21 protein-coding genes are annotated in these 26,177 nt (G+C 58.9%); 6 read left to right on the top strand and 15 right to left on the bottom strand.

Annotation, left to right across the window (positions count from 1 at the left end; genetic code table 11):
• Nucleotides 1-41 precede the first annotated feature (41 nt).
• Nucleotides 42-1,142, bottom strand: a complete 1,101-nt coding sequence (locus tag RBB62_RS08635) for an LptF/LptG family permease (protein ID WP_309398352.1) — start codon at nt 1,140-1,142, stop codon at nt 42-44.
• A gap of 70 nt (nt 1,143-1,212) precedes the next feature.
• Nucleotides 1,213-3,678: a beta-glucosidase gene (locus RBB62_RS08630; RefSeq protein ID WP_309398342.1), complete on the bottom strand. Its 2,466-nt coding sequence runs from the start codon at nt 3,676-3,678 to the stop codon at nt 1,213-1,215.
• A gap of 125 nt (nt 3,679-3,803) precedes the next feature.
• Here RBB62_RS08630 and gdhA point away from each other — a divergent pair, with 125 nt between their 5' ends.
• The 3 genes from gdhA to ndk all read left to right on the top strand — a co-directional run bounded on the left by gdhA (nt 3,804) and on the right by ndk (nt 7,666).
• A complete protein-coding gene (gene gdhA, locus RBB62_RS08625) occupies nt 3,804-5,141 on the top strand; it encodes an NADP-specific glutamate dehydrogenase (protein ID WP_309398341.1) in 1,338 nt (445 codons plus the stop codon).
• A gap of 325 nt (nt 5,142-5,466) precedes the next feature.
• Nucleotides 5,467-7,017 carry a bifunctional phosphoribosylaminoimidazolecarboxamide formyltransferase/IMP cyclohydrolase gene (gene purH, locus RBB62_RS08620; protein ID WP_309398340.1) on the top strand — a complete coding sequence of 517 codons (1,551 nt, stop codon included), beginning with the start codon at nt 5,467-5,469 and terminating at the stop codon, nt 7,015-7,017.
• Nucleotides 7,018-7,249: 232 nt separating this feature from the next.
• Nucleotides 7,250-7,666, top strand: coding sequence for a nucleoside-diphosphate kinase (gene ndk / locus RBB62_RS08615; RefSeq protein WP_309398339.1), 417 nt, complete (start codon nt 7,250-7,252; stop codon nt 7,664-7,666).
• A gap of 262 nt (nt 7,667-7,928) precedes the next feature.
• Here ndk and RBB62_RS08610 read toward each other — a convergent pair whose 3' ends face one another.
• The 4 genes from RBB62_RS08610 to trpE form a co-directional block, all read right to left on the bottom strand.
• Nucleotides 7,929-8,477 (bottom strand): hypothetical protein, encoded by a 549-nt coding sequence (locus RBB62_RS08610; protein ID WP_309398338.1) that lies wholly within the window; start codon nt 8,475-8,477, stop codon nt 7,929-7,931.
• A 241-nt stretch (nt 8,478-8,718) separates the two neighbouring features.
• Nucleotides 8,719-9,750, bottom strand: coding sequence for a sigma-70 family RNA polymerase sigma factor (locus RBB62_RS08605; RefSeq protein ID WP_309398337.1), 1,032 nt, complete (start codon nt 9,748-9,750; stop codon nt 8,719-8,721).
• Between the two features lie 328 nt (nt 9,751-10,078).
• Nucleotides 10,079-10,504, bottom strand: coding sequence for a polysaccharide biosynthesis/export family protein (locus tag RBB62_RS08600; RefSeq protein ID WP_309398336.1), 426 nt, complete (start codon nt 10,502-10,504; stop codon nt 10,079-10,081).
• Between the two features lie 44 nt (nt 10,505-10,548).
• On the bottom strand, nt 10,549-12,048 hold the full coding sequence (trpE, locus tag RBB62_RS08595; RefSeq protein WP_309398335.1) for an anthranilate synthase component I: 1,500 nt from the start codon (nt 12,046-12,048) through the stop codon (nt 10,549-10,551).
• Between the two features lie 248 nt (nt 12,049-12,296).
• Here trpE and RBB62_RS08590 point away from each other — a divergent pair, with 248 nt between their 5' ends.
• On the top strand, nt 12,297-12,599 hold the full coding sequence (locus RBB62_RS08590; RefSeq protein WP_309398334.1) for an Rdx family protein: 303 nt from the start codon (nt 12,297-12,299) through the stop codon (nt 12,597-12,599).
• 159 nt (nt 12,600-12,758) lie between these two features.
• On the opposite strand, the gene argF is transcribed toward RBB62_RS08590, so the two are convergent.
• The 8 genes from argF to RBB62_RS08550 form a co-directional block, all read right to left on the bottom strand.
• Nucleotides 12,759-13,688, bottom strand: a complete 930-nt coding sequence (argF, locus tag RBB62_RS08585) for an ornithine carbamoyltransferase (RefSeq protein WP_309398333.1) — start codon at nt 13,686-13,688, stop codon at nt 12,759-12,761.
• A 2-nt stretch (nt 13,689-13,690) separates the two neighbouring features.
• The gene (locus RBB62_RS08580; RefSeq protein ID WP_309398332.1) at nt 13,691-14,887 is read right to left on the bottom strand and encodes an aspartate aminotransferase family protein; all 1,197 of its coding nucleotides are present in this window, start codon (nt 14,885-14,887) and stop codon (nt 13,691-13,693) included.
• Nucleotides 14,888-14,895: 8 nt separating this feature from the next.
• On the bottom strand, nt 14,896-15,807 hold the full coding sequence (argB, locus tag RBB62_RS08575; RefSeq protein ID WP_309398331.1) for an acetylglutamate kinase: 912 nt from the start codon (nt 15,805-15,807) through the stop codon (nt 14,896-14,898).
• A 6-nt stretch (nt 15,808-15,813) separates the two neighbouring features.
• Nucleotides 15,814-17,043, bottom strand: a complete 1,230-nt coding sequence (gene argJ / locus RBB62_RS08570; RefSeq protein ID WP_309398330.1) for a bifunctional glutamate N-acetyltransferase/amino-acid acetyltransferase ArgJ — start codon at nt 17,041-17,043, stop codon at nt 15,814-15,816.
• A 10-nt stretch (nt 17,044-17,053) separates the two neighbouring features.
• Nucleotides 17,054-18,091, bottom strand: coding sequence for an N-acetyl-gamma-glutamyl-phosphate reductase (argC, locus tag RBB62_RS08565; protein WP_309398329.1), 1,038 nt, complete (start codon nt 18,089-18,091; stop codon nt 17,054-17,056).
• Between the two features lie 200 nt (nt 18,092-18,291).
• Nucleotides 18,292-18,693, bottom strand: coding sequence for a 30S ribosomal protein S9 (gene rpsI, locus RBB62_RS08560; RefSeq protein WP_309398328.1), 402 nt, complete (start codon nt 18,691-18,693; stop codon nt 18,292-18,294).
• Nucleotides 18,694-18,711: 18 nt separating this feature from the next.
• Nucleotides 18,712-19,137, bottom strand: a complete 426-nt coding sequence (gene rplM / locus RBB62_RS08555; protein WP_309398327.1) for a 50S ribosomal protein L13 — start codon at nt 19,135-19,137, stop codon at nt 18,712-18,714.
• A gap of 293 nt (nt 19,138-19,430) precedes the next feature.
• Nucleotides 19,431-20,288: a hypothetical protein gene (locus RBB62_RS08550; protein ID WP_309398326.1), complete on the bottom strand. Its 858-nt coding sequence runs from the start codon at nt 20,286-20,288 to the stop codon at nt 19,431-19,433.
• 167 nt (nt 20,289-20,455) lie between these two features.
• On the opposite strand from RBB62_RS08550, the gene RBB62_RS08545 reads away from it, so the two are divergent.
• Nucleotides 20,456-23,347, top strand: a complete 2,892-nt coding sequence (locus tag RBB62_RS08545; RefSeq protein ID WP_309398325.1) for a right-handed parallel beta-helix repeat-containing protein — start codon at nt 20,456-20,458, stop codon at nt 23,345-23,347.
• On the opposite strand, the gene RBB62_RS08540 is transcribed toward RBB62_RS08545, so the two are convergent.
• Nucleotides 23,344-24,123, bottom strand: a complete 780-nt coding sequence (locus RBB62_RS08540; protein ID WP_309398324.1) for a hypothetical protein — start codon at nt 24,121-24,123, stop codon at nt 23,344-23,346. The genes RBB62_RS08545 and RBB62_RS08540 overlap by 4 nt on opposite strands.
• A gap of 215 nt (nt 24,124-24,338) precedes the next feature.
• Between RBB62_RS08540 and RBB62_RS08535 the strand changes: the two genes are divergently transcribed.
• Nucleotides 24,339-26,150, top strand: coding sequence for a phosphoenolpyruvate carboxykinase (GTP) (locus tag RBB62_RS08535; protein WP_309398323.1), 1,812 nt, complete (start codon nt 24,339-24,341; stop codon nt 26,148-26,150).
• The last annotated feature ends 27 nt before the right edge of the window (nt 26,151-26,177 follow it).

The following is a 26,177-nucleotide window of genomic DNA, read 5'->3' as shown; positions in this document are numbered from 1 at the left end:
CTTTTTCGATCCGCCCGTTAGTTCACGCTGACGGGCGGATTTTAACGCTTACTGGCGCGCCAAAAGAGAATGCCGCCGAGGGCCTGATAGGCGAAGTTGGGCGCCCAGATTAATAAGTCCGGGCGCATCGTGGGCGTCTTTTCCAACCACGAGCAAAAGATGAAGACCACAAAATAGGAAATGCCCAATCCGAGCGCGATGGCGAAGTTGGCGTAGGTCTCGGTGCGGCTGGCCTTGATGCCAAGGGGGATGGCTACCAGCGCGAGCGAGAGCACAGCAAAGGAGAACGAGAACTTCTTCTGAATTGCTGTTTGTAGCTCGATGCGTTTGGCAAAGGAGTCTTCTTCGCCTGAGTGGATGGCTGCCTCGCGCAGGGCGATCAGCTCGTTGAGCGTTTTGATGGAAAGCTTCGTCTGCTTGTGCTCGCCCAATAGATCGGCCAGGGAGAGGCGGAATTCTGATTTCTTGAATTCCACGATGGGCATGTCGTCCAGATTGGCCAATTCGTCGGGGTTCATCATCTGGCCGTTCGCGTTGAAGACGGTGAGGACGATTTCCGTGGCGTTTTCGCTCACGTTCAACAGCGCGCGCTGGCCTTGAAGCTGGCGAATGGCGCGGGATTGATCGTCCAGCTCCCAGACGTAGATTTCCTTGAGCTCGTTGCCTTCACGGCGGTCGGCAAAGATGACGTAGCCCGGAAAGTCTTTCACGAATGTGCGCGGGGTGAAGAAGCTCAGCGGGTCGCGCTGCACGGCGTTTTGGAGTGTTGCGCGGAATGCGGTGTCGGCGATTGGCGCGTAGTAGACATTGATGATGCCCGAGATGACGACGCCGATCAGCGCTAGCGCAAAGACAGGTGTGGTGATGCGCCACAGACTGAGTCCGGCGGCCTTCATTGCCACGATTTCGTTTTGGGCGGACATGCGTCCGAGCACGAGCAGGATCGCCGTCAGCAGGCCTAGGGGGAGGGCGTAGGGCAGCATGACTGGGATCGTAATGCCGATCAGGTAGAACAGCATGTGCCCGCCAATCTGCCCGCTGGCCAAGGCGTCACCCGCGACCTTCAGCATCTTGAAGAAAACCAGGATGAACACGAAGACCGCCACCGCCATCGTCGAGGCGAGCAGGAGTTGCCCAAATATGTATCTATGTAATCGGATGCCGGACAGATTGCGGACTCATCCAGCGCGAGTAAAGCGAGTAAAGCAGACTTTAATTCAGGCGTAGTTTGATCCGCTGCAGCGAACGCGAAGAATTCCCGATGCACAGGTTGAACTCGCGGTGCTCCAGCTCCCACGCCGCGTGGTCAGCGTTGTAAGTCAGCAAGTCGCGGTAGTGCACGGCGAGGCGCGCGGTCTGCGTTTCGCCGGGCTTCAGTGCGAGCTTGGCAAAGTTGATCAGCGCGCGGGGCGGGCGCCCGGCGGGCGGGTTGACCCACTCCAGGTAAACTTGCACAACCTCTTGGCCAGCGCGGTTTCCGGTGTTGGCCACGGGCACGGAAACTTCGATCTCGCTGCCTTCGGTCAAGGCACCGCTGAGCTTGGGCACCCCGATTTCAAACGTGGTGTAGGACAGGCCAAAGCCAAATGGGAACACCGGCTCAACACCAGCAGCGTCGTAGTGGCGATAGCCGACCATGAGGCCCTCGCCGTACTCGGTCTTGCCGTTTTCGCCCGGGTAAAACTGCATGCAGGGCACCTCCTCCCAATTGTTCGGGTGCGTGTCGGGCAGCTTGCCGCTGGGGTTGACCTCGCCAAAGAGCACGCGGGCTATCGCGGTGCCGCCTTCCTGGCCAGGATAGTAGGCTTCGAGCAGGGCAGGGGCGGCGTCCAGCCAGTCCCGGTAATCCACTGGCGTGCCGTTTTTCAGGACGACCGCTGTGCGCGGATTCGCGGCACAGACGCGGCGGATCAGCTCGGCTTGGCATCCGGGCAGGGCAAAGGCTTTGCGGTCGCAGTCTCCGCCTTCAAATTGATTGCTCAGGCCTCCGGCGATGACCACCGCGTCGCAGCTTGCAGCCAGCTCTACGGCTGCTTCGATTGGGTCCTGGCTAAAGGGCGTTTCCCAGCCAAAGTGCATGCCGCCGCGGGTCTTCGTTTTGCGATAAAGCACGCAGAGCTCCACGTCACGCGGGGCGTCGATCTCGATGGCGAACTCGCCCGCGCGGTTGGCGTAGGCGCTTTCGAAATTGGTCGGGTCGAAGTCGCTCCAGCAGTCGATAACGGTCTCGCCGTCGAAATCGACGCGACCAATGCCTTCCTGCGTGGCGATGGAGAAACGGTATTGGCCGGCGGCTGGTAGGCGGAGCTTACCTGACCAGCGGACCACGTAATCGTTGCGCGGCAGGCTGGTGGCGGGGGACGCCCAGCCCCAGGAGAAGTCGATCTGCCCGTTGGTCTGCGTGACGCTTGGTGCCTCGTCCGAGAGGAAATGATCCACTTGGAAATACTCGGCGGTCAGGCCTTGGCCGAACTCGCCATCAACCGGCGACAGGAATTCCGGCGGCACGGTGGGAAGGTTGCTGCCTTGCGAGCAGCCTTCGGCAAAGAGGACATCGACGCTATCGCCGACTAGGTCACGAATGCCCTGTAGCGGCGAGATCGCGTAAAACGGGCTGACCGAGGCGCTGCCACCGCCGCCGAGGCGTGCGTTGGCAGCGTTGGGGCCGATGACGGCCAGGCGCTTGATCCTGGTGCGGTCGAAGGGCAGCAAAGCGCCGTCGTTTTTGAGCAAGGTAATGGCCTCTTCGGCGGCGCGGAGGGCGATGCTGCGGTGGCGGGGGGAGTCCAGCTCCGGCGGTGAGTAGCGCTCGCCTTTGCGGGCAGGCTCACACTTTTCGTATAGCTCGATGATGCGTTGCAGACGTCGCTCCAGCTCGGCTTCGTCGACGAGGCCGAGCTCCAGGGCGTCGCGCAGGCGCTCGGGGGTAAGGACCTTGCCGGGGCCGGGCATTTCCATGTCGACGCTGGACTGGATGGCGCCTTCGCCCTGGAGGGCATTCCAGTCGGAGACGATGAAGCCGTCGAAGCCCATTTCGTCGCGCAGCACGCCTTGTAGCCAAGTCTGGCTGTCGCCCGGATACTCGCCATTGATCGGGTTATAGCAGGTCATCGTGGCCCAGGGCTGACCTTCGCGGTAGGCGATCTCGAAGACCTTCAGGTAGAGCTCGCGCAGGGTGCGTGGGTCGACTTCGGCGCTGATATTCTTCTGGTTAAACTGCTGGTTATTGCAGGCAAACGATTTGATGCAGGCCGAGGTTCCTTCCGACTGAATGCCGCGGATGATCGCGCTGGCCATCTTGCCCGCGAGCACGGGGTCCTCGGAAAAGGTTTCGTAGTTGCGACCGCCGCAGGGCAGGCGGTGCAGGTTGACCATCGGGCCCAGTAGCATGCGACAGTTTTTGGCGCGGGTCTCGCGTCCGAGGGCTTGCCCGACTTCTTCAATCAGCGGCTGATTCCAGGTCGCCGCCATGCCAACTGAAGTCGGAAAGCACGTGGCGCTGCCGTAGGGGGGAGCGACCAATGTAACGCCGTGGCCGCAGTCGGCCACCTGCATGGCAGGCAGATTTAGCGACGGGATTGCGGGGTAGTGCCAGGCGTCGCGACCAGCAAAGAGATTCAATTGTTCGTCGATTGAAAGGGGAGAGGCTTCGTTGATGGGCATTATCGAAGATTTCATTGATCAAAGCATGGATAAATCGTTTGATTTTGCCAATACAATAAAATCCACAGCCTTGCGTTGCCCTTTCTGCAAACATTGGCTACAGAATAGCCTATAATATCCGATTGGATATAAAGTAAGTTATGCACCCCTACATTGCGAAAACCCTCGATACCGTCCAACAGCGTAACCACAGCGAACCGATCTTCCTGCAAGCCGTTAGTGAAGTCATCAAAACGCTCAACCCAATCCTCGAAGAGCATCCGGAAATTGAAGACCTGAATTTGCTCGAGCGCATGTGCGAGCCGGAGCGGCAGATTATTTTCCGCGTGGTCTGGCGAGGCGACGACGGCAAGGTGCACACGACGCGCGGTTTCCGCATCGAGTTCTCCAGCGTGCTTGGTCCCTACAAGGGTGGGTTGCGTTTCCAGCCAGTCGTGAACATGGGTGTGATGAAGTTCCTTGGCTTCGAGCAGGTCTTTAAAAACAGCCTCACCGGCCTGAACATCGGCGGTGGCAAAGGTGGCGCGGAGTTCGAGCCCTACGGCAAGAGCGACGACGAGGTCATGCGTTTTTGCCAGGCCTTCATGAGCGAGCTCTACCGCCACATCGGCCAACAGCGCGACGTGCCGGCCGGCGACATGGGTGTCGGTGCGCGCGAGATCGGTTACCTCTTTGGCCAATACAAGCGCCTGACGAATCGCTACGAAATGGGCGTGATGACCGGCAAAAGTGTTTCCTGGGGCGGCTCGCTGGCGCGCATTGAGGCGACTGGCTACGGCGTCATTTACTTTACGCAGGAGATGCTCAAGCTGCGCGGCGACAGCGTGGAGGGCAAGCGGGTCATCGTCTCCGGTGCTGGTAACGTGGCGACTTACGCCATGAAAAAGCTGACCGATCTCGGCGCGAAAGTCATCGCCTGCTCGGACATCACGGGGACGCTTTACCACGAGGACGGCATCGACGTGGGCGTGATCAAGCACCTCGCCGAAGTCGAGCGCAAGCACATCAGCGCCTACTGCGAGCGCCACCACGACGCCGTTTTCCACGAGGGCAAAAAAGTCTGGGGCGTGCCCTGCGACATGGCTTTCCCCTGCGCGACGCAGAACGAACTCGAGGGCGACGACGCCAAGGAGCTCGTCGACAACGGTCTACAGCTCATTTGCGAAGGCGCGAACATGCCCTGCACGCCGGAGGCCATCGAAGTTTTCCGCGAGGCGGGGATTCTCTATGGTCCGGCCAAGGCCGCGAACGCGGGCGGTGTGGCGGTATCCGCGCTCGAAATGCAGCAAAACGCCGGCCTCGAACGCTGGACTTTCCAGCAGGTCGACGAAGAGCTCCAACGCATCATGCACCGCATCTTCGAACAATGCGCCGACTGCGCCAATAAATACGCCACACCCGAGGACTACATGGCCGGCGCCAACATTGCGGGCTTCCTCCGCGTCGGCCAGGCCATGATTAGCCACGGGTTGATTTAGCGCGGTAGGAAGTTTTTTGCTATGTAGCTTTAACCACGTAGTGCACGAAGCCAGCAGGACGAATTGGTATCCCGCAGAGGCGCAGAGACGCGGAGCTTTTAATTGTATCTCAGCGTCTCCGCGCCTCTGCGGGTGAAGAACGATTCGTTAACTTCGAGTCCTTCGAGCTCTTCGTGCTTAAAAGGCATTTGTCAGGAATTTTCCCAGCCTCGATTCTCCGAACTCCTTGCCCCTCACCATTTTCGCAGTGCGAAAATCCGCGGATGCAACCGCAGGTTGCCTTTTTTGTTGCAAGGGAGGGGGAGGGACGGCGAAATCACGCGCTATGTCCAAGCAAGCCCTCATTTCGGTCAGTGACAAAGCAGGCGTGGTGGAGTTCGCCACGGCGCTCGTCAAGGAGCACGATTACGTGATCCTTTCCACCGGCGGCACCGCCAAAATCCTTGCGGAGGCGGGTCTGCCCGTCACCGAAGTTAGCGACTACACCGGCTTCCCGGAGATGATGGAAGGCCGCATCAAGACGCTGCACCCGAAGATCCACGGCGGTCTGCTCTGCCGCCGCGACAAGCAGGACCACCTTGATCAAGCCGCCAAGCACGAGATCGACATGATCGACCTCGTCTGCGTGAACCTTTACCCGTTTGAGGCCACCGTTGCCCGACGTGACGCCACCTTTGCCGACGCCATTGAAAACATCGACATCGGCGGCCCGTCCATGCTCCGCAGCGCCGCGAAGAACCACGCCAGCGTGAGTGTGGTCTGCGACCCGGCCGACTACAGCCGCGTGCTCGAAGCCATGAAGGAAGGCGAGGAAGCTCTGACTGCGCTCCGCCGCGAGTTGGCGCTGAAGACCTTCCAGCGCACCGCCGCCTACGACGCTGCAATCGGCACTTACCTCGACGGCAAGCTCGCATCGGAAATTCCCGGCGGTGTGCTCGGCGTGCCGACCCAGCTGAACGTCAATTTGAAGCGCGCGCAGACGCTCCGCTACGGCGAAAACCCGCACCAGAAGGCGGCGCTTTATGGCCGTTTCCACGAGTGCTTCGAGCAGCTTCAGGGCAAGGAACTTTCCTACAACAACCTGATCGACATCACCGCCGCCGCCTACCTGATTGGCGAATACGAGAAGCCCACCGTGGCGATTCTCAAGCACACCAACCCGTGCGGCGTTGCTTCGGACCTCGACCTCGTCAAGGCTTGGGAGCAGGCATTTGAAACCGACAAGCAGGCACCGTTTGGCGGCATCATCGTGATGAACCGCACGCTCGACGCCGACCTGGCCAAGATCATTTCCTCCATTTTCTGCGAAGTGATCATCGCCCCGGACTTCACCGCTGAAGCCCGCGAAATCTTTGCCAAGAAGAAGAACCTCCGCCTGATGATCGCCCGCGATTGGCTGCGCGCCGAGTCCCTGCAGGAAGTTAAGTCCGTCATCGGCGGCGTGCTCGTGCAGGACCGCGACAGCAAGAAGATCGACCCGCGCGAGTTCAAGGTCGTGACCAAGCGTCAGCCCACCGAAGAAGAATGGGCTGCGCTGCTCTTCGGCTGGCGCGTGGTGAAGCACGTGAAGTCCAACGCGATTGTTTACGCGAAGCCCGAGCGCACTATCGGTGTCGGCGCTGGCCAGATGTCCCGCGTGGACTCCAGCAAGATTGCCGTTTGGAAGGCTGGCGAGGCCGGTCTCTCGATCGAAGGCAGCGTGATTTGCTCGGATGCGTTCTTCCCGTTCCCCGACGGCCTGATCGCCGCAGCCGACGCTGGTGCCACCGCCGCCATCCAGCCGGGTGGTTCAGTGAAGGACGCCGATGTCATTGCCGCCGCCAACGAACGCGGCATGGCCATGGTCTTCACTGGCACCCGCCACTTCAAACATTAGGGCGCAGCCCTAAAACCCTCGATGCTACGCATCGTGATTTCGCCATTGGCGAAATGGGCGGTGAGGCAAGGCGGCTGAGGGGCAATGTTTTTGAGCCTCCGACTGAGTGTAGTCGGGGGCTTTTTGATGGGTGAATTCGGGGAGAGAAAGCGGACGAGGCAGATGGGTGAAACTAAGGCCTTGTCACCAGTGTGGTTGAGGCTATGTTGCCCGTTTTAAAGACACACATATCATGGAAAAAACCTTCATCATTCTCAAACCCGACTGCATGGAAAAGAAGCTCTGGGGCAAGGCTCTCGACCGCTTCGCTGAAGCCGGCTTTGAAATCGCCGCCTGCAAAATGGCCAAGCTCGACTCCGAAATTCTGCGTACCCACTACGCGCACGTTGCAGACAAGCCGTTCTTCCCGGACATTGAAGCTTTCATGAGCTCGCGTCCGGTGATCCTCCTCGTCCTCAAGGGTGAAGGCGTGATTGGCAAGGTGCGTGATTTGCTCGGCCCGACAGACTCCACCAAAGCCCCAGCTGGCACGATCCGTGGCGATATGGGCACGGACATGATGGTGAATGTCTGCCACGCTTCCGATGGTCCCGAGACCGCCGAAGCGGAAATCGCCCGTTTCTTCAAGCCGGAAGAAGTGTTAGGTTAAGCTGCTCGGACGGCTATTAAATCCGGATAAATTCTTGCATTGCGGGGTCTGTAGGCCTAGCTTCCACCTTTATGAAGCTTCGTCTCGCAGGCCTATTGGCCATCATTGCACTCCTGGCAGGATGTTCGGCCACTGTACCAGTTCGGCCCTATATGTTCATCCAAAAGGAAAAGGTGCCAAACTCGCCTCAGGCAGTGGATACACCTGTAGATTCAGAAGATCGCGTCGGTTAACACGCGGTCTTTTTTTTGGCCGCAATAGATCAGCGTTTGTAAAGCGGATAGAAATGAGTCTGGTTTTCGTCGTCGCGGAACAGCAGGAATTCGCCATCGGGGTCTGAGCCTACGAATACAATGCCGTGGTGCTCATCAATCATCTGTCCAACACGATAGAGCTCACCGTTGATATTGGCGCGGGTCTGATCTCCAGCCAAGCGGACCATGGTGATATCCATAGCATCAATGAAATCCTTTGGTGTTTCCTGAGCTGCCATCTGAGCGCTTGCCAGTTTTGCGGCGAGCAGTTGGCGTTCTTGTGCGCTGGGCTCGTGCTCACGACGCATGAACCAGAGACCACCAAATGTAATCAGAGCAAACGCCACAATGGCGATCACAATGCCCATAGCCTGAGGATTATGGCTTGGTTTAGGCTGTGGAGTAGGCGCCGGCGGAGCTGATTGTGGCTTACGTTGTGGCGGCTTGGGCACACGTGCACTGAAAGGGCGATCAAAATCCGGCGTACGTGGCACAACGACGACGCGTCCTTCCTCAGCAGGGTTTTGCTGAAAATCCGTCCATTTTACTTTTGGCATTTATCTCCCTTTTCCTCTTTGGCCCTACAGATTTATTAGCAAGATGGTCAGGTCTTTAATGTATTAAATAGGTCTCTGGATCAATACAAAAATACAGTGCGCTTTGGACCTGCTGACGGTAGGTGGTATGACTATAGCATTTACCGAGCTAGAATCTAAAAAACGACGCTTTTTGCGCACGGTTAAGCTAGCGACTATATCTGGTGCCGATTACAATGGTGAGAGGTAGTGGCGCGGAGGGTTATTCGCCCACTTTCGAGAAGAATTCCTCAAGGACTTCAAAACGCTTGCGGGCGAGGCGTTCTTTTTTGACCTCTTCGGCATTGCGCTGGCGCTCTTTATCCATCATGGCTCGTCGCATTTTCTGCAACGCAATGTTCTGAAGCTGACGAACACGTTCGCGGGTGACATCAAATAGCGCGCCGACTTCTTCTAGTGTCATCGGGGAATCTCCCTTGAGTCCGAAACGTAAGCGGATGATTTCTGCTTCGCGCTCATCGAGGGCATCAATCATGGCATTGACATCGGTCATGAGTGATTTGCCGCTCAAGGTCTGGTAGGGCGTCATGGCGTTGTCATCGCCGACGAGCTCGCCAAGTTGGGCGCCGTCATCCTCGCCCACAGGGGCATCGAGGCTACTGGGGCGTGTGCTAACGCTCTTTAAGTGCGCGACCTTGCTGGCCGGCATCTCAAGCACGAGGCCGATTTCTTCGTCAGTGGGTTCGCGGTCGAGTTCTTCCTGCAACTGCATCGAGGTCTTCCGGATCTTCGCAATCTTATCGACAAGGTGGACGGGCAGGCGAATGGTTTTGGATTGGTTGGCCAGTGCTCGTTTGATGGACTGCTTGATCCACCATGCGGCGTAGGTTGACAGCTTGCCGCCCTTGTCGGGGTCAAAACGCTCTACGGCCTTGATGAGGCCTATGTTGCCTTCGCTGATCAAGTCGAGCAGCGGGAGCCCGAAATTTGCATAATCGTAGGCAATCTTAACGACTAGGCGCAGATTCGCTTGAATCATCTGTTGGCGAGCCTCGTGGTCGCCTTTCATGATGCGGCGAGCTAAAGCGATTTCCTCTTCAGGCTTGAGGAGCGGGATCTGGCCGATTTCCTGTAAGTAAAGCTGTAGGGGCGATTTTTCCGAATTGGGCAGCTCCTCAAAGGTCTCGGGTTCGCTGACGCGAGCACGAGGACGACCAAGATTTAAAGCGGGTTGATCGTCTTCACGAGGGACGGCGATTTTGGCTGAAGCGCTGGCTGAGATCTTGGATATCATAGGTAAGCTGTGTAGTGGATTCAAACGAACGTTAGAGGCTGATTGTAAGATGTAAGTCGAACAAATGCAAATTTCCTGACGCTTTTATCGGAATTTTTTTTCTGATGTTTATAAGAGACATCAATTTTGCTCGTCTTTGTTCCATCAAACTGCCTCGGGTTTACCCTACGTCCGCAAATTGTGTGCCACGAGCTAATTGCTTGGCAAAAAGCCCTCTAGATTGAGGGTCGGGGTGGCATAAGGTCTTTCTTTGTCGAAAACAGCTCAGTCAACTCGCAATGCGCTTTTCCGCTTAATCATGCACTTTGCAATTATATCAAAGTGGCCTTTAGAAACTTGCTCTCTCAAAATAGAGAATATCGCCGGGCAAAATTGTGATGGCAGACGACTTTGGCCGGGTAATGTCGATGTCGATGCCTTCGCCGTCACGGGTGATGACTGCGTGTTTGGAGGTGAAGCGGGTTTCTCCGCCAGCCTTCAACATGACATCGACCAGTGTTGCCTCTTGGCCAATGTAATAAATTCCCGGCTGGCTAAGCTCGCCCGTGACGAGCACGTGGTCGGCTTTCTTGAGCGCGAACAGCTCGTCCTGCATGGCGGTGTTTTGCGCCTGTAGCTGAGCGATGGTTTGTGTCTGGGCTTCCTCGCGTTCGCGGGCTTTTTTGAGTTCAGACTCGTAGTGGCCCTTCATGCCTTCACAGCCTAGAGACAGGCTAGCCAGGATCGTGAGCAGGCTGAGTGATAGGTAGCGCATCGGTATAGTCGACACGCTACTTCAGAGAAAGCGCCCTAGTCAAGCTAGCTGCCGAGCAGGCGGGAAAGCGCCACGGCTTTCAGCATGCCCTTGGCCTTGTTGACCGTTTCCTGATACTCGTTGGTGGGGACGGAGTCTGCGACCCAGCCGCCACCGGACTGGATGTAGATCTTGCCGTCTTTGAGCAGGGCGGTACGGATCGCGATACAGCTGTCCAGGTTGCCATCGTAGCTGAAGTAGCCCAACGCGCCGCCGTAAACGCCGCGTCGTTGACCCTCGAGCTCGGAAATGATCTGCATCGCGCGAATCTTCGGCGCGCCGGATAAGGTGCCCGCCGGGAAGGTGGCGCGCATCAGGTCGAAGGGCGACTTGTCTTCGGCGAGCTGGCCTTCCACCTGCGACACAATGTGCATCACGTGGCTGTAGCGCTCGATCATCGCGTAGTCGGACACGTGGACCGAGCCCACTTCGCAAACGCGGCCAATGTCGTTGCGCGCCAGGTCGACGAGCATCAGGTGCTCGGCGCGTTCCTTGGCGTCGGCGAGCAGGTCGGCTTCCAGCTCCTGGTCCTCGGCTTCGTTCTTGCCACGCGGGCGCGTGCCGGCGATGGGGCGGATCTCCACCCGGCCGCCTGTGCTGCGCACATGGACCTCTGGTGAGGCGCCGACGACTGCGTAGTCGCCCGTTTCCAGGCAGAACATGTACGGCGACGGGTTCACGAACCGCAGCGCGCGATACAGATCGAGCGGGGAGCGGTCGTAATCGGCCTCAAAACGCTGCGAGCCGACGACTTGGATAATGTCTCCGGCGCGGATGTATTCCTTGGTCGCCTCGACGACGTTTTCAAAGCGCTCGCGGGTAAAGTTACCCTCCGGCACCTTGATGTCGGCGGGGTCGACTTGCGCCAGCGGCATGGGCGCGAGCTGGCTGCCCTTGGAAAGAATGTCGATCACGCGCTCGATCTCGGCGCACGCGTCGGCATAGACCTCCTTGGCGTCGCGGCCGTCTTCCAGGCGCGCATTGCTGACGATGCGGATGATCTGCTTGGCGTGGTCGAAGGCGACAACGGTGTCCATCAGCCCGAACCACATCAGCGGCATGCCGAGGACGTCTTCCTTAGCGGGCGGGACGGTCGGCTCGATGCGGTGGATGTATTCGTGGCCGAGGAAACCCACGGCACCGCCGATGAAGGGCGGCAGATCGGGGTGCGTCGGCGTCTCCCAGGGCTTGAGCTCGGTTTCGATCAGCGTCAGCGGGTCGCTGGGCGTGGCGACTTCTCGGCTCGAGCCGTCGCGCTCGGTGATGACGGTTTTTTCCGGCCAGCTCGTGATGACCCGGCGCGGGCTGCAGCCAACAAAGCTGTAGCGCGAGATGTGTTCACCGCCTACGATCGACTCGAACAGGAACGCGGGCGCGTGGGCCCGCAGCTTCGAGTAAACCGAAACCGGCGTTTCGAAATCCGCCGTCAAATCTGCGTGCACGGGCACAACAGCGGCCGTCTGGGCCGACGTGAGGAAATCGTTCTCGTTTGGGAATACAGTCATCGCGAAAGAGTTAAAGCTGCAAACCGGCGCGCGTTGGTCAATTGCGGATTTGCGATTGCGGATTGCTGAATTCGAGGGGAGTAGTGAACCGGATGCTGAAACCATTGGTAGGGACGGTTGCCCTCAACCGTCCGGTTTCAATTTGTCTGCAAATTCGCGTATGCTAATCCCTTGCGGTGGACGGTTGAGGGTAACCGTCCCTACCCAATGTGATTGATTTGTCGGTGCTCGCGCTCATGCTAAGGCGCATGTCCAAGCCCAAGATCCTCATTCGCTACTGCCCGAAATGCAACTGGCTGTTGCGCTCTGCGTGGATGACGCAGGAGCTGCTGCATACCTTTGTCGACGACTTGCAGAGCGTCACGCTGGAGCCCGCGTGCGAGGCCGGCATGTTTGAAATCCACTACGACGAAGAGTTGCTCTGGGAGCGCAAGCGCGATGGCGGCTTCCCGGATGTAAAGGCGCTCAAGCAGCGTGTCCGCGACCGCCTGGACCCCAACCGCGACCTCGGTCACCTAGACCGTAAACAGGGCAATGGGCAAAGTGCTTAGCGCCTCAGTATCCACCATTTAAAACAGCCTCAAGACCGTATGCGCGGTAAGTGGAGAACCAGCGATAAACCGTTGCCTTGCTCTGGCCCACCGCTTCAGGCGCACAAAAAAGCCGGCGACGTGGGTCACCGGCTTTTGAAATTTTAATGGGCTTCGCGACTACTTCGCGGTCAGGACTGTGAGGATTGCCTTTTGGACGTGGAGGCGGTTTTCCGCTTCGTCAAAGACGATGGAGGCCGGGCTGTTGTAGACGTCTTCGCTGACCTCCTCGCCGAGGTGAGCCGGCAGGCAGTGCATGAAGTAGGCGTCCGGCTTGGCGACGGCCATTACGTCGGCATTCACTTGGTATGGTTCGAGCATCTTCAGGCGGTCTTCCTTTTCGTCCTCCATGCCCATGCTGACCCACACGTCGGTGTAAACCACGTCGGCGTCCTTGGCGGCCTTCAGCGGATCGGTGGTAAACTGATCCGTGAGCGGCTTGCCCTGCGAGGCGAGGTCGTCGATGACTTCCTGACCGGGCGCGAGCTCTTGCGGTCCGCCGAGGGCGATGTCGATGCCCAGGTGCGCGCCAGCAAGGAGCCAGGAGTTGGCCATGTTGCAATTGGTGTCGCCCATGAAGGCGATCTTGCGGCCCTGCACGGCGCTCAGGTAGTCGCCATCGGTCACCTTTTCGGCGAGCGAGAAGATGTCCGTGAGGATCTGGCACGGGTGTGAATAATCTGACAACGCATTGACGATCGGCATCGTGCCGAACTCGGCAAAGTCATCGAGCAGGGAGTGCTCGTAGCAGCGGATGATCATGCCATGCAGGTAGCGCGACAGCACCTTGGCGGTGTCGGCCACGGTTTCTCCGCGGGAGATCTGCGTATTGCTCGCGCTGAGGATCACCGGATGCGCGCCAAGCTCATGCAAGCCGACTTCGAACGACACGCGTGTGCGGGTGCTGTTCTTGTAGAAGAGCATGCCCCAGCTTTGCCCGTCGAGGGGCTTCGGGGTGGCGGCACGCTCGCGCTTGTATTGGGCAGCCAGCTTAAAAACCTCGCTGATTTCCTCGACGCTGAGGTCGGTAACTTTCAGGAAGTGCTTCATCTCTACAGCTCTGAAAATACTTTGAAGATAATGTCGGTCGCGGCCTGGAGGTCGTCTTCGGACGCGATGAGGGGTGGAAGTAAACGTAGGACGTTGCCGCCGGCTGGGATGGTCACCAGGCCAGCTTCCCGCAGCTTTACGGCGATGGGCCGTGGGTCCGTCTTGAGCGCAAGGCCAACCATGTAGCCCCGGCCCCGGACTTCGTCCACGAGGTTCGGGTAAGACCGGATCAAGGTCTGCAGCCGGGCAATCCATGGCGCGGAATTCTTCTGCACATTGCCGAGCAAGTCTTCGTCTTCAATGACGTCGAGCGTGGCCAGCGCCGCGGTGCAGGCGAGGGGACCGCCGCCAAATGTGGTGCCATGAGAGCCCGGTGTGAAGAGGCCCGCGTGCGCATCGGCAATCCACACTGCGCCAATCGGGAAGCCGCCGCCGAGGCCCTTGGCCATGCCGATGGCGTCCGCCTTTATGCCGGCTTCTTCGAAGGCAAAGAACGTTCCGGACCGGCCGATGCCGCACTGAACTTCGTCGATCATGAGCAGCAGGTTGTGCTCGTCGCATAGCTTCCGCAGACCCTGAAGGAACTCCGGAGTGCACGCGTTGATGCCGCCTTCGCCTTGGATGGTCTCCACGAGGATGGCTGCGGTCTGCGCGTCGATCTTGTCCGCAAAGCTGTTCAGGTCGTTGAGCTTGCCGTGGGCAAAGCCGTCGAGCATCGGGCGGAAGCCGCCTTGAATCTTCTCCTGAGGAGTCGCCGCCATGCCGCCAAATGTCCGGCCGTGGAAGGCGTTCTCGGCAGTGATTACTTTGTAACGCAAAGCTTCCTGGCCTTCGCTCAGCTTCCGGCCGTGGAGGCGCGCCAGCTTGAGGAGGGCTTCATTGGCTTCGGCGCCGCTGTTGCAGAAAAACGCTTTACCCGGGCCGGCCTTTTTCACGAGGCGTTCGGCGAGCAGGCCCTGGGAATCGTGCGCATACAGGTTGCTGATGTGCGCGAGCTGGGCGACTTGCTTCTGGACGGCGTCCACCCAATGTGGGTGGCAGTGGCCGATGTTGGTCACGGCGATGCCGGAGCCAAAGTCGAGCAAGCGGCGGTTGGCGTCGTCGTACACATAGACGCCTTCACCCCGCACAAAGGTGGTGCTGGGCGGGCCGTAATTACCAAGAACGTATTGTTCGTAAAGTGATGTTGCGGTGGTCATTAGGGGAGTTAGCGGTTCACGATTTCGGTGCCGATGCCCCGATCCGTGAAGATTTCCAAAAGAATGCTGTGTGGCTGCCGGCCATCGACGAAGTGGACGCGATGGACGCCGTTGTGGAGCGCGTTGACGGCGCTGTCGACCTTGGGGATCATGCCCTTACCAATGGTGCCATCGGCCTTGAGGCCGGCGACTTCATCGACGTGCAGCGTGGAGATCAGCGAGCTTGGGTCGGAGGGATCGCTGAGGAGGCCGGGCACGTCGGACATGTAAACTAATCGTCGTGCTCGGAGGGCTCCAGCGACGGCCGCGGCGGCCACGTCGGCATTGGTGTTGTGCGGCTGGTCGTTGTCGTCAATGGCGACTGGGGAAATGATCGGCGTGTAGCCGTCGGTGAGCGCCTTTTTGATGAGCTTGGCCTTCACGAACTTGATGGAGCCCACGAAACCGAGGTCGATCTCGTTGCCGTCGGCGTCTTCCGAGAGCATCTTCTCGCAGTTGAAAACGGAGTTGCCGGGGATGCCGAGCGGGCGTCCGTTCTTTTGCTGAATAAGTTCGCAGATGTCGAGGTTGACCTGGCCGTTGAGCACCTTGTCGACGATCTTCACCGCCTCGGCGTCGGTCACGCGCAGGCCGTTCTTGAAGACCGGCTCGAGGCCGGCTTCTTCCATGCCCCGGGTGATGGCCTTGCCGCCGCCATGGACGACGACCACCTTGATGCCAACTGCGGCGAGGAAAACGATGTCCGTCGCGACCCGCATCCGGGTTTCTGGATCGGGGTCATCCATGAAGCTGCCGCCGTACTTCACGACGAAGATCGAGCCGCGGAAACGCTGGATGTAGGGGAGCGCTTCCAACAAGACTTTGGCCTTGGTGGTGATGTCGATTCCGTCGAGGGAGGGGGTTGCTGCGGTGGGAGCCATGTGGTGTTATTCGGATTTGTTAAAGTCAACGTAGCCAGTGGAGAGGTCCGTCGAAAGCAATTCGTAGGCCCCTTCGCCGACATTCAGGTTCAGCGTGATGGAAAATTCCTTATTCGCGACGATGGCCTTCCATTGCGCGAGGTTGTCATCCTGCGGCGTGCCCTGGAGCAGGGCGGGGACGTCGTTGTAATGCAGGTCGACTTTGGCTTCGACAAGGCCCACCCGGGCGTAGCCCGCAGCGTCCATCAGCCGGCCCCAGTTGGGGTCGCTGCCGAACCAGGAAGTCTTGACCAGCAAGGAGTTGCCAATCGCCCGCGCCACCTTTTCGGCGGCTTGGTCGGACGGTGCGCCCTTGATGTAGAGCCGGACAAACTTTGTAACCCGCTCGCCGTCGCCGACGATTTTTTCCGCGAGCTTCCGGCAGACAATGCCGACGGCTTGCTGGAACAGCGCGAGGAGCTCGGCCTGGTCTTCGGTCACTTCGATGCCGCTCACGCCGTTGGCGAGCAGCAGCACGGTGTCGTTGGTGCTCATGTCACCGTCGACGGTAATTTGGTTGAACGACGTTTGGTTGGCAGTCGAGAGCACCTGCTGAAGCAGTGGCTTGGCAACGGCGGCGTCGGTCGTGACGAAAGCGAGCATCGTGGCCATGTTGGGCTCGATCATGCCCGCTCCCTTGCCCATGCCGGACACGGTGATCGTCTGCCCCTGCCAGTCGAAGCGCGTCGTGACGGTCTTCGGCTTGGTGTCGGAGGTAAGGATCGCGTAGGCGGCCTTTTCGCTTTGCGCCGCAGAGTCTTCCAGCGCCAAACCCGCATCAGCAATGCCTTTCCGCAGGTTGGTCATCGGCAGCACGCGGCCAATCCGGCCGGTGGAGCAAACGAAGAACGAGCCTGCGGGCGCGCCAGCAGCTTGCTCGGCGAGCGCGATCATTTCCTTGGCGTCGGCCATGCCTTGAGCGCCGGTGCAGGCGTTGGCGTTGCCGCTGTTGGCGACGAAGCCGTGGATCGGAGCGCTGCTCTTTAAAACTTCCATGTCGAGGACGACTGGCGCGGCCTTGACGTCATTTGTGGTGAAAACGCCCGCGGCGGTGCACGGTGTCTTCGAATAGACGAGCGTAAGGTCGAGCCGCTCATTCCCATTGCAGCGCACATCGCACGCTACGCCTGAGGCGACGAATCCAGGGGTGTCTCCGATGCCGGGGGAAGGGTTAGTGATTTGGATAGCGTCGCTCATGGTCGGATATTTAGAAAAGGCCAGCGGTTTCGGGATAGCCCAGCCAGAGGTTCATGAGTTGAACCGCTTGGCCGCTGGCGCCTTTAAGCAAATTGTCCTCGGCGCTCGTGATGACCACGTTGCCGGTCCGTGGGTCGTAGACGGCGGAGAAATCAATCCGCGACGTGCCGGTGACATGGGCGGTGTCGGGCGTCTTGCCGCTGGGCAGCAGGGAGACGAGGGGCCGGTCGCCGTAGGCTTTTTCCCACTCGGCGTAGATGGGCTCGATGCCGACTTGCTTCGCCTTGGCGACGATGGTCGTGGCGATGCCCCGCTTCATGGGGGCGAGATGCGGCGTAAATTGGATGATCACCTGGTCGCCGGCGGCGGCGCTCAGCTGCTCCTCGATTTCGGAGAGGTGCCGGTGCTTCGGCACGCCGTAGGCCTTGGCGGACTCGTTCCGCTCGCAGTAAATGTAGTCTTCCGCCACCTTCTTGCCCGCGCCGCTGACACCGCTCATAGCGTTGACAATGATACCGTCCTTTTCGAGGAGTCCGGCCTTGAGCAGGGGGGCGAGGGGAGTGATGACGCTGGTTGGGTAGCAACCAGGGCAGGCGATCATTTTGGCGTTTTCCCAACCGCTGCCATGCACCTCCGGGATGACGTAGGCTGCGTCCTTAAGTAGTTCCGGGGCAGGGTGTTCCGCGCCGTAGAACTCCTTGTAGGTCTCGGTCGAGCTGAGCCGGAAGTCCGCGCTCAGGTCGAGGACTTTCTTGCCTGAGGCGACGAGGGCTTCTGCATATTCGGCAGCAACGCCGTGGGGGAGGGCCAAGAAAAAGACGTCGATATCGTCCCGTGCGGCGAGGGCCTGGGGATCGGATTCCGTGAAAACAAAGTCTTTGGGCAGCAGGCCCCGGAACCGCGGCATGACTTCCACCACCGGCTTGCCCGCGAGGGACCGGGAGGTCACGGCGGTGAGGTTGGCGTAAGGGTGCCCGGCGATGAGCCGGACGAGCTCTTCACCGGAGTATCCGGCGGCACCGACGATGCCTACATTGACTGGTTTCATAGCGGTGGTGGTCGGTTAAATTGTCAGTGGTCGATGGTCAATTGTCAGTTGTCAGTGTATGGTCATTGATAATTGAAAACTGACCTTTGAACTTTGATATTTGAAAAATCTTCGTAACGGCCTTGGTAAAAACGCAAAAACCCTCCCAGGCAACGGCCACAGAAGGGTTTCGAAAGTGAAGTAAACCTTCGCGGGTTGCGTTAGCGCTTGGAGAACTGGAAACGCTTGCGAGCGCCGGGTTGACCGGACTTCTTACGTTCCTTCATGCGCGGGTCACGGGTGATGAGACCAGCCTTCTTGAGGACGGGGCGAAGCTCGGGATTGAACTTCTGGAGCGCGCGAGCGATGCCGTGCGCCATCGCGCCGGTTTGACCGGTCGGGCCGCCACCTTCAACACGGATGACTACATCGAAGTCTGCCTTGGTCTCGGTGAGGACGAGCGGACGGACAACACCACGCTGCATCATCTCGGAGTAGCAGTAGTCTTCGAACTCACGACCGTTGATGGTGATCTTGCCACTGCCGCCCTGGATCAGGCGAATGCGGGCAGAGGAGGTCTTGCGACGGCCAACGGCGGTAAAAACTGTTTGAGTCTCGGTCATGGTAGGTAACTAACTAAATTACTTGCTGAGCGGTTGTGGGTTTTGTGCTTGGTGCGGGTGCTCTGCGCCTGCATATACCTTCAGCTTGCTCATCATGTGGCGAGCCAGCTTGTTGCGGGGGAGCATGCCCTTGACGGCGTTTTCAATGAGGAACGCCGGCTTCTTGGCGCGGAAGTGCGCGACATTGCGGCGGTATTCATTACCGACCCAGCCAGTGTGGAACATGTATTGTTTGTCCTCTTCCTTCTTGCCGGTCAGGACTACTTTCTCGGCGTTGATGACCACGACGAAATCGCCTGCATCGACATGCGGCGTGTAGGTGGGCTTATGACGGCCGCGGATGATATTGGCGATCTCTACGGCGAGGCGGCCCAGGACTTTGCCCTCGGCGTCTACGAGCACCCACTTCTTGTCGGCGTCTGGTTTTGCTAAAGTTGTCTTCATCGAAAATAGGGAAAAGCGGAGAAAGTAGGCTAACGGACGTCTCTGTCAACCCCTTTTCTGGCCGAATTTGGATTAATTTCACTATCCGTGTGGCAGGTCGCCGTAGCCCAGTTGAACACTGCGCCGATTACGGAAGCGCGACAGCAGAGGGTATTTGTGGCCCGCTGACCAGCATATTCTGCTAATAAGCGCCGGTTATTGGACTTTACTGGATTCTGGGCGCCTTTGCGTGCGTATATATAATAGATTAGCGCACTTCGAGTAACCTCCCATGAGGCGAGATTGCGCAGCCATTAGAAAGAATAGTCGGCGCTGATGCTGAGCCAGACGTTGTTTTCGCGGCCGGCAATGTTGTTGGCAGCGCCGTCGTTATTGGTTGCGAAGTTGGGGCCTGCTTTGACTTCGAGCTGCTGATCCAGGAATCGGTAGCCGACGGCGGCTGAGCCCATTGCCCACGCCCAGTCGTTTTTCGAGCCGTAGGCAGTGTCGCCCTGATGGGCGTAGCCGAGATTGGCGGTCAGCTCAAAGAAGACGTTCGGGTCGCCGAAGATGGGTTCCAGTGAAAATTGCTGGTCGAGCAGGAAGTAGAACTCACTGCGCTCCATCTCGAAGATGTATTGATAGAGAAGGGTCGGGCTGGCAGGGAGGGAGTCGACTTCGACCGCGCCAGCGATGCCCCATATTGCCCCTGGAATCGCGTTCGCGCGTGGGTAATATTGGAGGACGCCGCCAATGCTCACGTCGACATCCTCCGTGATGGGCTTGGAGTAGTTGAGCGTGAAATCGATTTCCGGCACGTCGACGGCGTTGTCGGACGGGTCGAGTGGCTGGTTCCACCACACGCTGAAGCTCGCTCCTTGGTGGGCGATGACGCCGATGGTCTGCATGACGTCGTAGCCGGCCTGGCGTCCGCGCAGCATGTATTGCGACTCGTAGCTGGTTCCGATGGTGTAGTCCCAGTGGGATTTTGCCACTTGCTTGGCGTTGAGGCTGGGCAGGGTGGAGGTCTCACCTATGCTCACGGAGTCATCGAGGATCGAGGCATTGAGATCGTCATTGCTGGGCTCGGGAAAGGGCAGGTCGTTAAAGGTATGTTCGGTCTGAGCGCAGAGTGATGAATTTATTAATAATAGAAGGAAAGCGCGACGCATGTTGGGTGTCTATCAGGTCGCATGCCAAAAGTCATGTGCTCATTGCGGTGAATGCCTGATCGGCAAGGTTGCTCGAAGAAAGTGTAAAAGAAAACGAGGGGCGGAGCGAGCGTTGACGTTTATGTCAGAGGATAATATTTTTCAAGTCCGTTTGTGTCTGCTGTGTTATGTCCTCCTCTTGTTTTCTTGGTCGCATTTTGCTGGCTGGTGGCTTGGTCGCCGGTATGGTCCACGCGAATCCGCCGCCAGCTGAGTGGCAGATCATTACGCCTGATGGAGCGGGCGTGGTAACGGGCGGTGCGTATTTCCCGCTACAAAACGCCTTTGACGGCGCACCGACTTGGGATGGCGCCGCGGCAGAGGTAGGCGGCACGGCGGGCGCTAACAATGCGCCGGCCTACAGTGATCGCTATGGCTACATTGATTTTGGCGCTGACTACGAACAAGTGCACATCATGGAGACGTGGACGCTTTATCGGACGTATTCCGGCGGCAGTCATCCGGGCTACGTCGAGATGTGGTGGGACGACGACATCGATGCGGTCAATGACGACGGCATGGCCGAAGATCGCCTGAATTTCAACAACGGTCAGGGCGTGCCGCATGTCGGCTCGGAAATCTGGTTTCGCGATAAGCGCATCAGTGAGCTGGGTGGCGTGATTCCGCAGAGGCGTTACTTGATCCTGAAGTCGTCGTCGACTTATGCTGACCGTGCGCGGGAATACGCCATTGTTGGCTTCATCTACGATGGGCTTGTGCCGCCGGAGTATGCGGACCTGCCGCAGCTCGCTCTGAGTAATGACGAACTCGAAGAGAATGGTCCATGGCAGCAATTGGTCGGCACGCTGACGCAGTCTGGGGGCGCCGATGGCGAGACTTACACTGTGGAGTTCGACAACTCCAGAGGCGACAATCAATACTTCCGTCTGGAGGGAATGGAGCTCTGGGCCACGCGCTCGTTCGACTTCGAGGCGCAGGCGGGTTACAACCTGGACTTCGATGTGGTCGCTAGCGGCGGCGAGGTGACGGAGATTCAGCTCGAAGTGCGCATCTTGGATCGCACTGGAAAGTGGGACACCAACGGCTATGCGGACGCCGAAGTTGCGGCGGCGTATCCCGAGGTGAACGAAGGCGATTTCATCATTTGGAGCGCCACGGATTCGAGCGGACCGCACATCTATTATAATAGCGGCATTGAATTAACCCCACCGAACAAGCTGCTGATCAAGGCTGGCATCTATAAAAAGATCAGCATCGACCTAGTGGACGTTAATGGTACCGACGCGGACAACCGCGTAACGATCACGAACTTTCTGGGGCAGGTCTATGCGAATCAAATCGGGCTGCGGAATGGGCAGTTCTGGCGATTGACCGGGCAATACGATGCGGTCAGCGGCTTGGGCCACGAAGATTTTCCCGGCTGCGACACGGATGTCAGCACGGTTGATTTCGGGTTTTCGCATCAGCGCTTTGGAATCTGGGTTTCGAACGAATGGGTCAACGAGAGCGATAGCTGTGTTTATGTCAATGGGGAGGCCTACGGCTGGGAGATCGACCACATCGAGGTGTCGGATGGTGGATTCGCGGGCATGCTGCTGAAGCAGGACAGCGGCTCGTTCGACATGAATGAAGTTTACCTGCATCATTTGTATATCCACGACACCGGCTCAGAGGGTATCTATCTCGGCTCCACCCAGGCTGACCCGCAGCATATGTTTCACGATCTAACGATCGAAAATTGCCTCATCGTGCGGACGGGCACCGAGGCGCTGCAAGTTGGGCAGCTTGGCGCGAATTGCCTGATTCGCAACAACGTGCTCTGGGGCGCGTTGGACTGGATGTCGCCGTTTCAGCGCTACCAGGACAACACCACTCAGGTCGGCACGCGACAGGGCGGGGTGACGTTTCGCGGGAACGTCCTCTTGGCCGCGGCGGGTAATTTCTACAACGTGTCGAACGCCGCGCGCTCGGACATCACGCCGAATGGCGATCCCTTCGTGTTCGAAAACAACGTGCACTGGGCCAGCCGCAGTGGGAGCGGCGGTTATCAGTTTGCCAGCACAGATGGCGTGACGCCGTGGATCTGGCGCAACAATTTCTTTGGCGGCTTCGACTACCAATACGACCTCGTTTTTACCTCGTCGTGGGACACGGGCAGCATTCACCTGATCCCGACCGCAAGCGTGGATGTGACCGTGGAAAACACCGTTTACGACGCCACGCGCAGTAGCGCTTATCTGCGCTGGGCCAGTGGCACGGCCAACATCATCGCGAGCAACAACGTACAGAAAACCGTGCTGCCGCCGGCGTTTCGCAACCTGCTCGGTCTGGCTGAAGCGCCGGACTACCTGCGCTGGAATCGGTGGTCGGCGACCATTGGCGAGGAGAGTGGCTTTTCGGCTTATCAAACCAACAAAGGCCAGCCGATTACATATTATGTGGGCGACATTGTGCAGCATTACCACGGAGGCACGACGCGCTTTTACCGCTGCCTGCAGGAGCACACCGAGCACGAACCGCCGGCGGATGGCGACGCCTATTGGGAGCTCATGATCTGGTCCAACGGCGAGCGCACGCAATATATTCCGCCGGATGACGCGCGGCTCGTGCCGGGTTCGTTTTATGATCAGCTCGGCATCGGTCTGGGCGGGAATCTCGTTTACGATGCTGATGCGGATGGGCTCCCTGCTGCTTGGGAGCGCGAGTATTTGCTCAGTGACGTGCAGTACGCGGGCGATTTTGGCCCCTCGGGCAATCCCGATGGCGATGCGCGCGACAATTGGGATGAGTTTTTGGCGGGCACCGATCCGCTTAAGCCGGACGCCATACCCGCTCTGGGGCTGCTGATTGATGGCAGCGAGTATGCGGCGAATTGGACGCCGCCAGCGGGTCGCGTCTGGAAGCTGCAAACCAGCGATAATCTTTTAGATTGGTACGATGCCTCATCCTTCGAGCAGGGGCTAGCGTTGCCCCAAACAAAAACGGGCCCCATGTCGGGAACCCGTTTGCTGGTGCGCGCGGTGGTCGATGAAGAGACCGCGCTGGACTTGCTGCCTTAGCTGCCCGGCTGTTGCGGGGCGTTTTCCTGAGCGTAGCGGCCGACCGACTTGAACAGCGTGTCGAGGAAGGAGCCAACGGTCAGGATGAGGAGCTGGAGCTCGTCCTTGCTGAAGTGGACCTTTTCACCTTGGCGCAGGACCTTGCGCTGGTCGACGAGGCGCGCTTGGCCGGGCTGGCCTTCGGCGGGCTGGGTCAGGATTTCCACGGTCTTGAGGTCGAAGGCGAGCTCGCCCTGGTCGTCGACGTGAGCCTGCTGAACCATGCCGCCGTGTTGCATCATCGCCTGGATGGCAAAGCCTATCGAGATGATGGTGTCTTCGAGTTCGCAGAGGATGCCGTATTCTTCCTCGAGGGTGTTGAACTTGGCGTCGACTTGGGCCTGGGCAAAAGCTTGCTGGGCTTGTTGGACCTGCTGCTGGGACTCAGGCGTCTGGCCGTGATCCTTCTGCGCCTTGATGGCGGCGAGGAACATGTGGAAATTATTCAGACCAGCTACGCAAAGGTTGATCATGTCGCCGCAGACGTTGCGCATCATGATGTCGGCGGCAAAGGCCTGCATCTGCTCGAAGTTTTGGTGCGCCGGCGGAACGGGCAGCATCTTTGTCGCTTGCGAGCGCGCGTTGTAGGCTTCTTCGGTGACGCATTCCTGGGCAGCGAGGTTGAAGGCAAGCATGTCGTAATGACGCTGCAAACCGCCCATTAGCTGCTGGGCCATCTGTTGGAGATTGATTTGGCGGGGTTGACCGCCCGGTTGGTTGGGTTGCTCGGGATTCATGAGAAAAAACCTGACTATCACCTTCGGCCGTCTGGCGGGCAAGGTTTTCTTCATCTTTGCGTAGATAACAATTTGGCGCCGTAGCCTGATAGTTTTCAATTGGGCATGAGTATGCCTTATGGGCCTTAGTAGAGTAATTTTCGGAACTTAGGGTTGTTTCAGTGGAGAGTGTGAGGCACTATAAGAGTCTCAACTCATATCTATTGTTCTTCATAATGTCACCCACGCTCGCGAACTCTGAACCGAAGACTAACCACAAGGCCCTCTTGAAGTGGGTCGATAAAATGATCGCTATGTGCCAGCCGGACAGCGTCCACTGGTGCAGCGGCTCCCAGGAGGAGGCGGATCTGCTGTTTGCGGAGATGATCGAGAAGGGCAGCTGCATTAAGCTCAACGAGGAGAAGCGCCCGAACAGCTACCTGTTCCGCTCCGATCCCCGCGACGTGGCGCGTGTGGAGTCCCGCACGTTTATTTGCTCGGTGAATAAAAACGACGCCGGCCCGACCAACAATTGGGAGGAGCCGCGCAAGATGCGCCGTAAGATGAAGAGCTTGTTCGACGGCTGCATGAAGGGGCGCACGATGTACGTGATCCCGTTCAGCATGGGCCCGATTGGCGGCCCGATTTCGCAGATCGGCGTGCAGGTTTCGGACTCGCCTTACGTGGTGGTCAACATGCGCATCATGGCGCGTGTCGGCGACGCGGCGCTCGAAGTGCTCGGCAAGGATGGCATGTTTGTGCCGTGTCTGCACTCAGTGGGCATGCCGCTGGAGCCTGGCCAGAAGGACGTTGCCTGGCCCTGCGATCCGGACAACACCCACATCGTTCATTTCCCGGAAGAGCGCACCATTGTTTCCTATGGCTCTGGCTACGGCGGCAACGCCTTGCTCGGCAAGAAGTGCTTTGCGCTCCGCATTGCGTCCACCATGGCGCGCGACGAAGGTTGGCTCGCCGAGCACATGCTGATCCTTGGCGTTGAGGAGCCCAACGGCAAGAAGACCTACGTGACGGCGGCTTTCCCGAGCGCCTGCGGCAAAACGAATTTCGCGATGCTCATCCCGCCGGAAGGCATGAGCGACTACAAGGTGACCTGCGTCGGCGACGACATTGCCTGGCTCAAACCCGGTCCCGATGGCCGCGTGTATGGCATCAACCCGGAGGCCGGCTTCTTTGGCGTGGCGCCCGGCACCTCGGCCGACACCAACCCGAACGCCATTGCCTCCTGCGCCAAGGACACGATCTTTACCAACGTGGCGCTGACCGACGATGGCGACGTCTGGTGGGAGGGCATGACCAAGGAAAAGCCCGCGCACCTGATCGACTGGAAGGGCAAGGACTGGACGCCTAAGTCCGACACGCCCGCCGCGCACCCGAACAGCCGCTTCACTGCGCCCGCCGCCAACTGCCCGGCCATCGACCCAGATTGGGAAAAGCCCGAAGGCGTGCCGATCAAGGCGATCATTTTTGGCGGCCGCCGCATGACGGATATTCCGCTCGTCTTCCAGTCTTTCAACTGGAGCCACGGGGTCTACCTGGGCGCCACGATGGGCAGCGAGCGGACCGCCGCCGCCGAAGGCAAGCAGGGCGAACTCCGCCGCGACCCGATGGCGATGTTGCCGTTCTGCGGTTACCACATGGGCGACTACTTCCGCCACTGGTTTAACTTCCAGAAGGGCCTCGACCAGACCCCGCGCATTTTCCACGTCAACTGGTTCCGCCGCGACGACGATGGCAACTTCCTCTGGCCGGGCTACAGCGACAATATGCGCGTGCTCAAGTGGGTCGTCGACCGCTCCAGCGGCCAAAGCTTCGCCCAGGAAACGCCGCTCGGCTGGATGCCGCATTACGACGACATCGACTGGCGCGGCATGGACTTCAGTGAAGAGCAATTCAAGGAAGCGATGTCCTTCGACCGCCAGCGCACGAAGATGGGTATTCTTCAGCACGAAGAGCTTTTCCTTCAGCTCTCCGACCACCTGCCCAAGGAGCTCATCTTCGAGCGCGAGCTGCTGATCAGTAGACTCTAGGCAACGGACTCACCGGATTGCGGACGA

The organism is Cerasicoccus maritimus (assembly GCA_031296935.1).
Taxonomy (GTDB): domain Bacteria; phylum Verrucomicrobiota; class Verrucomicrobiia; order Opitutales; family Cerasicoccaceae; genus Cerasicoccus; species Cerasicoccus maritimus.
This window is presented reverse-complemented; position numbering and strand designations above follow the sequence as displayed.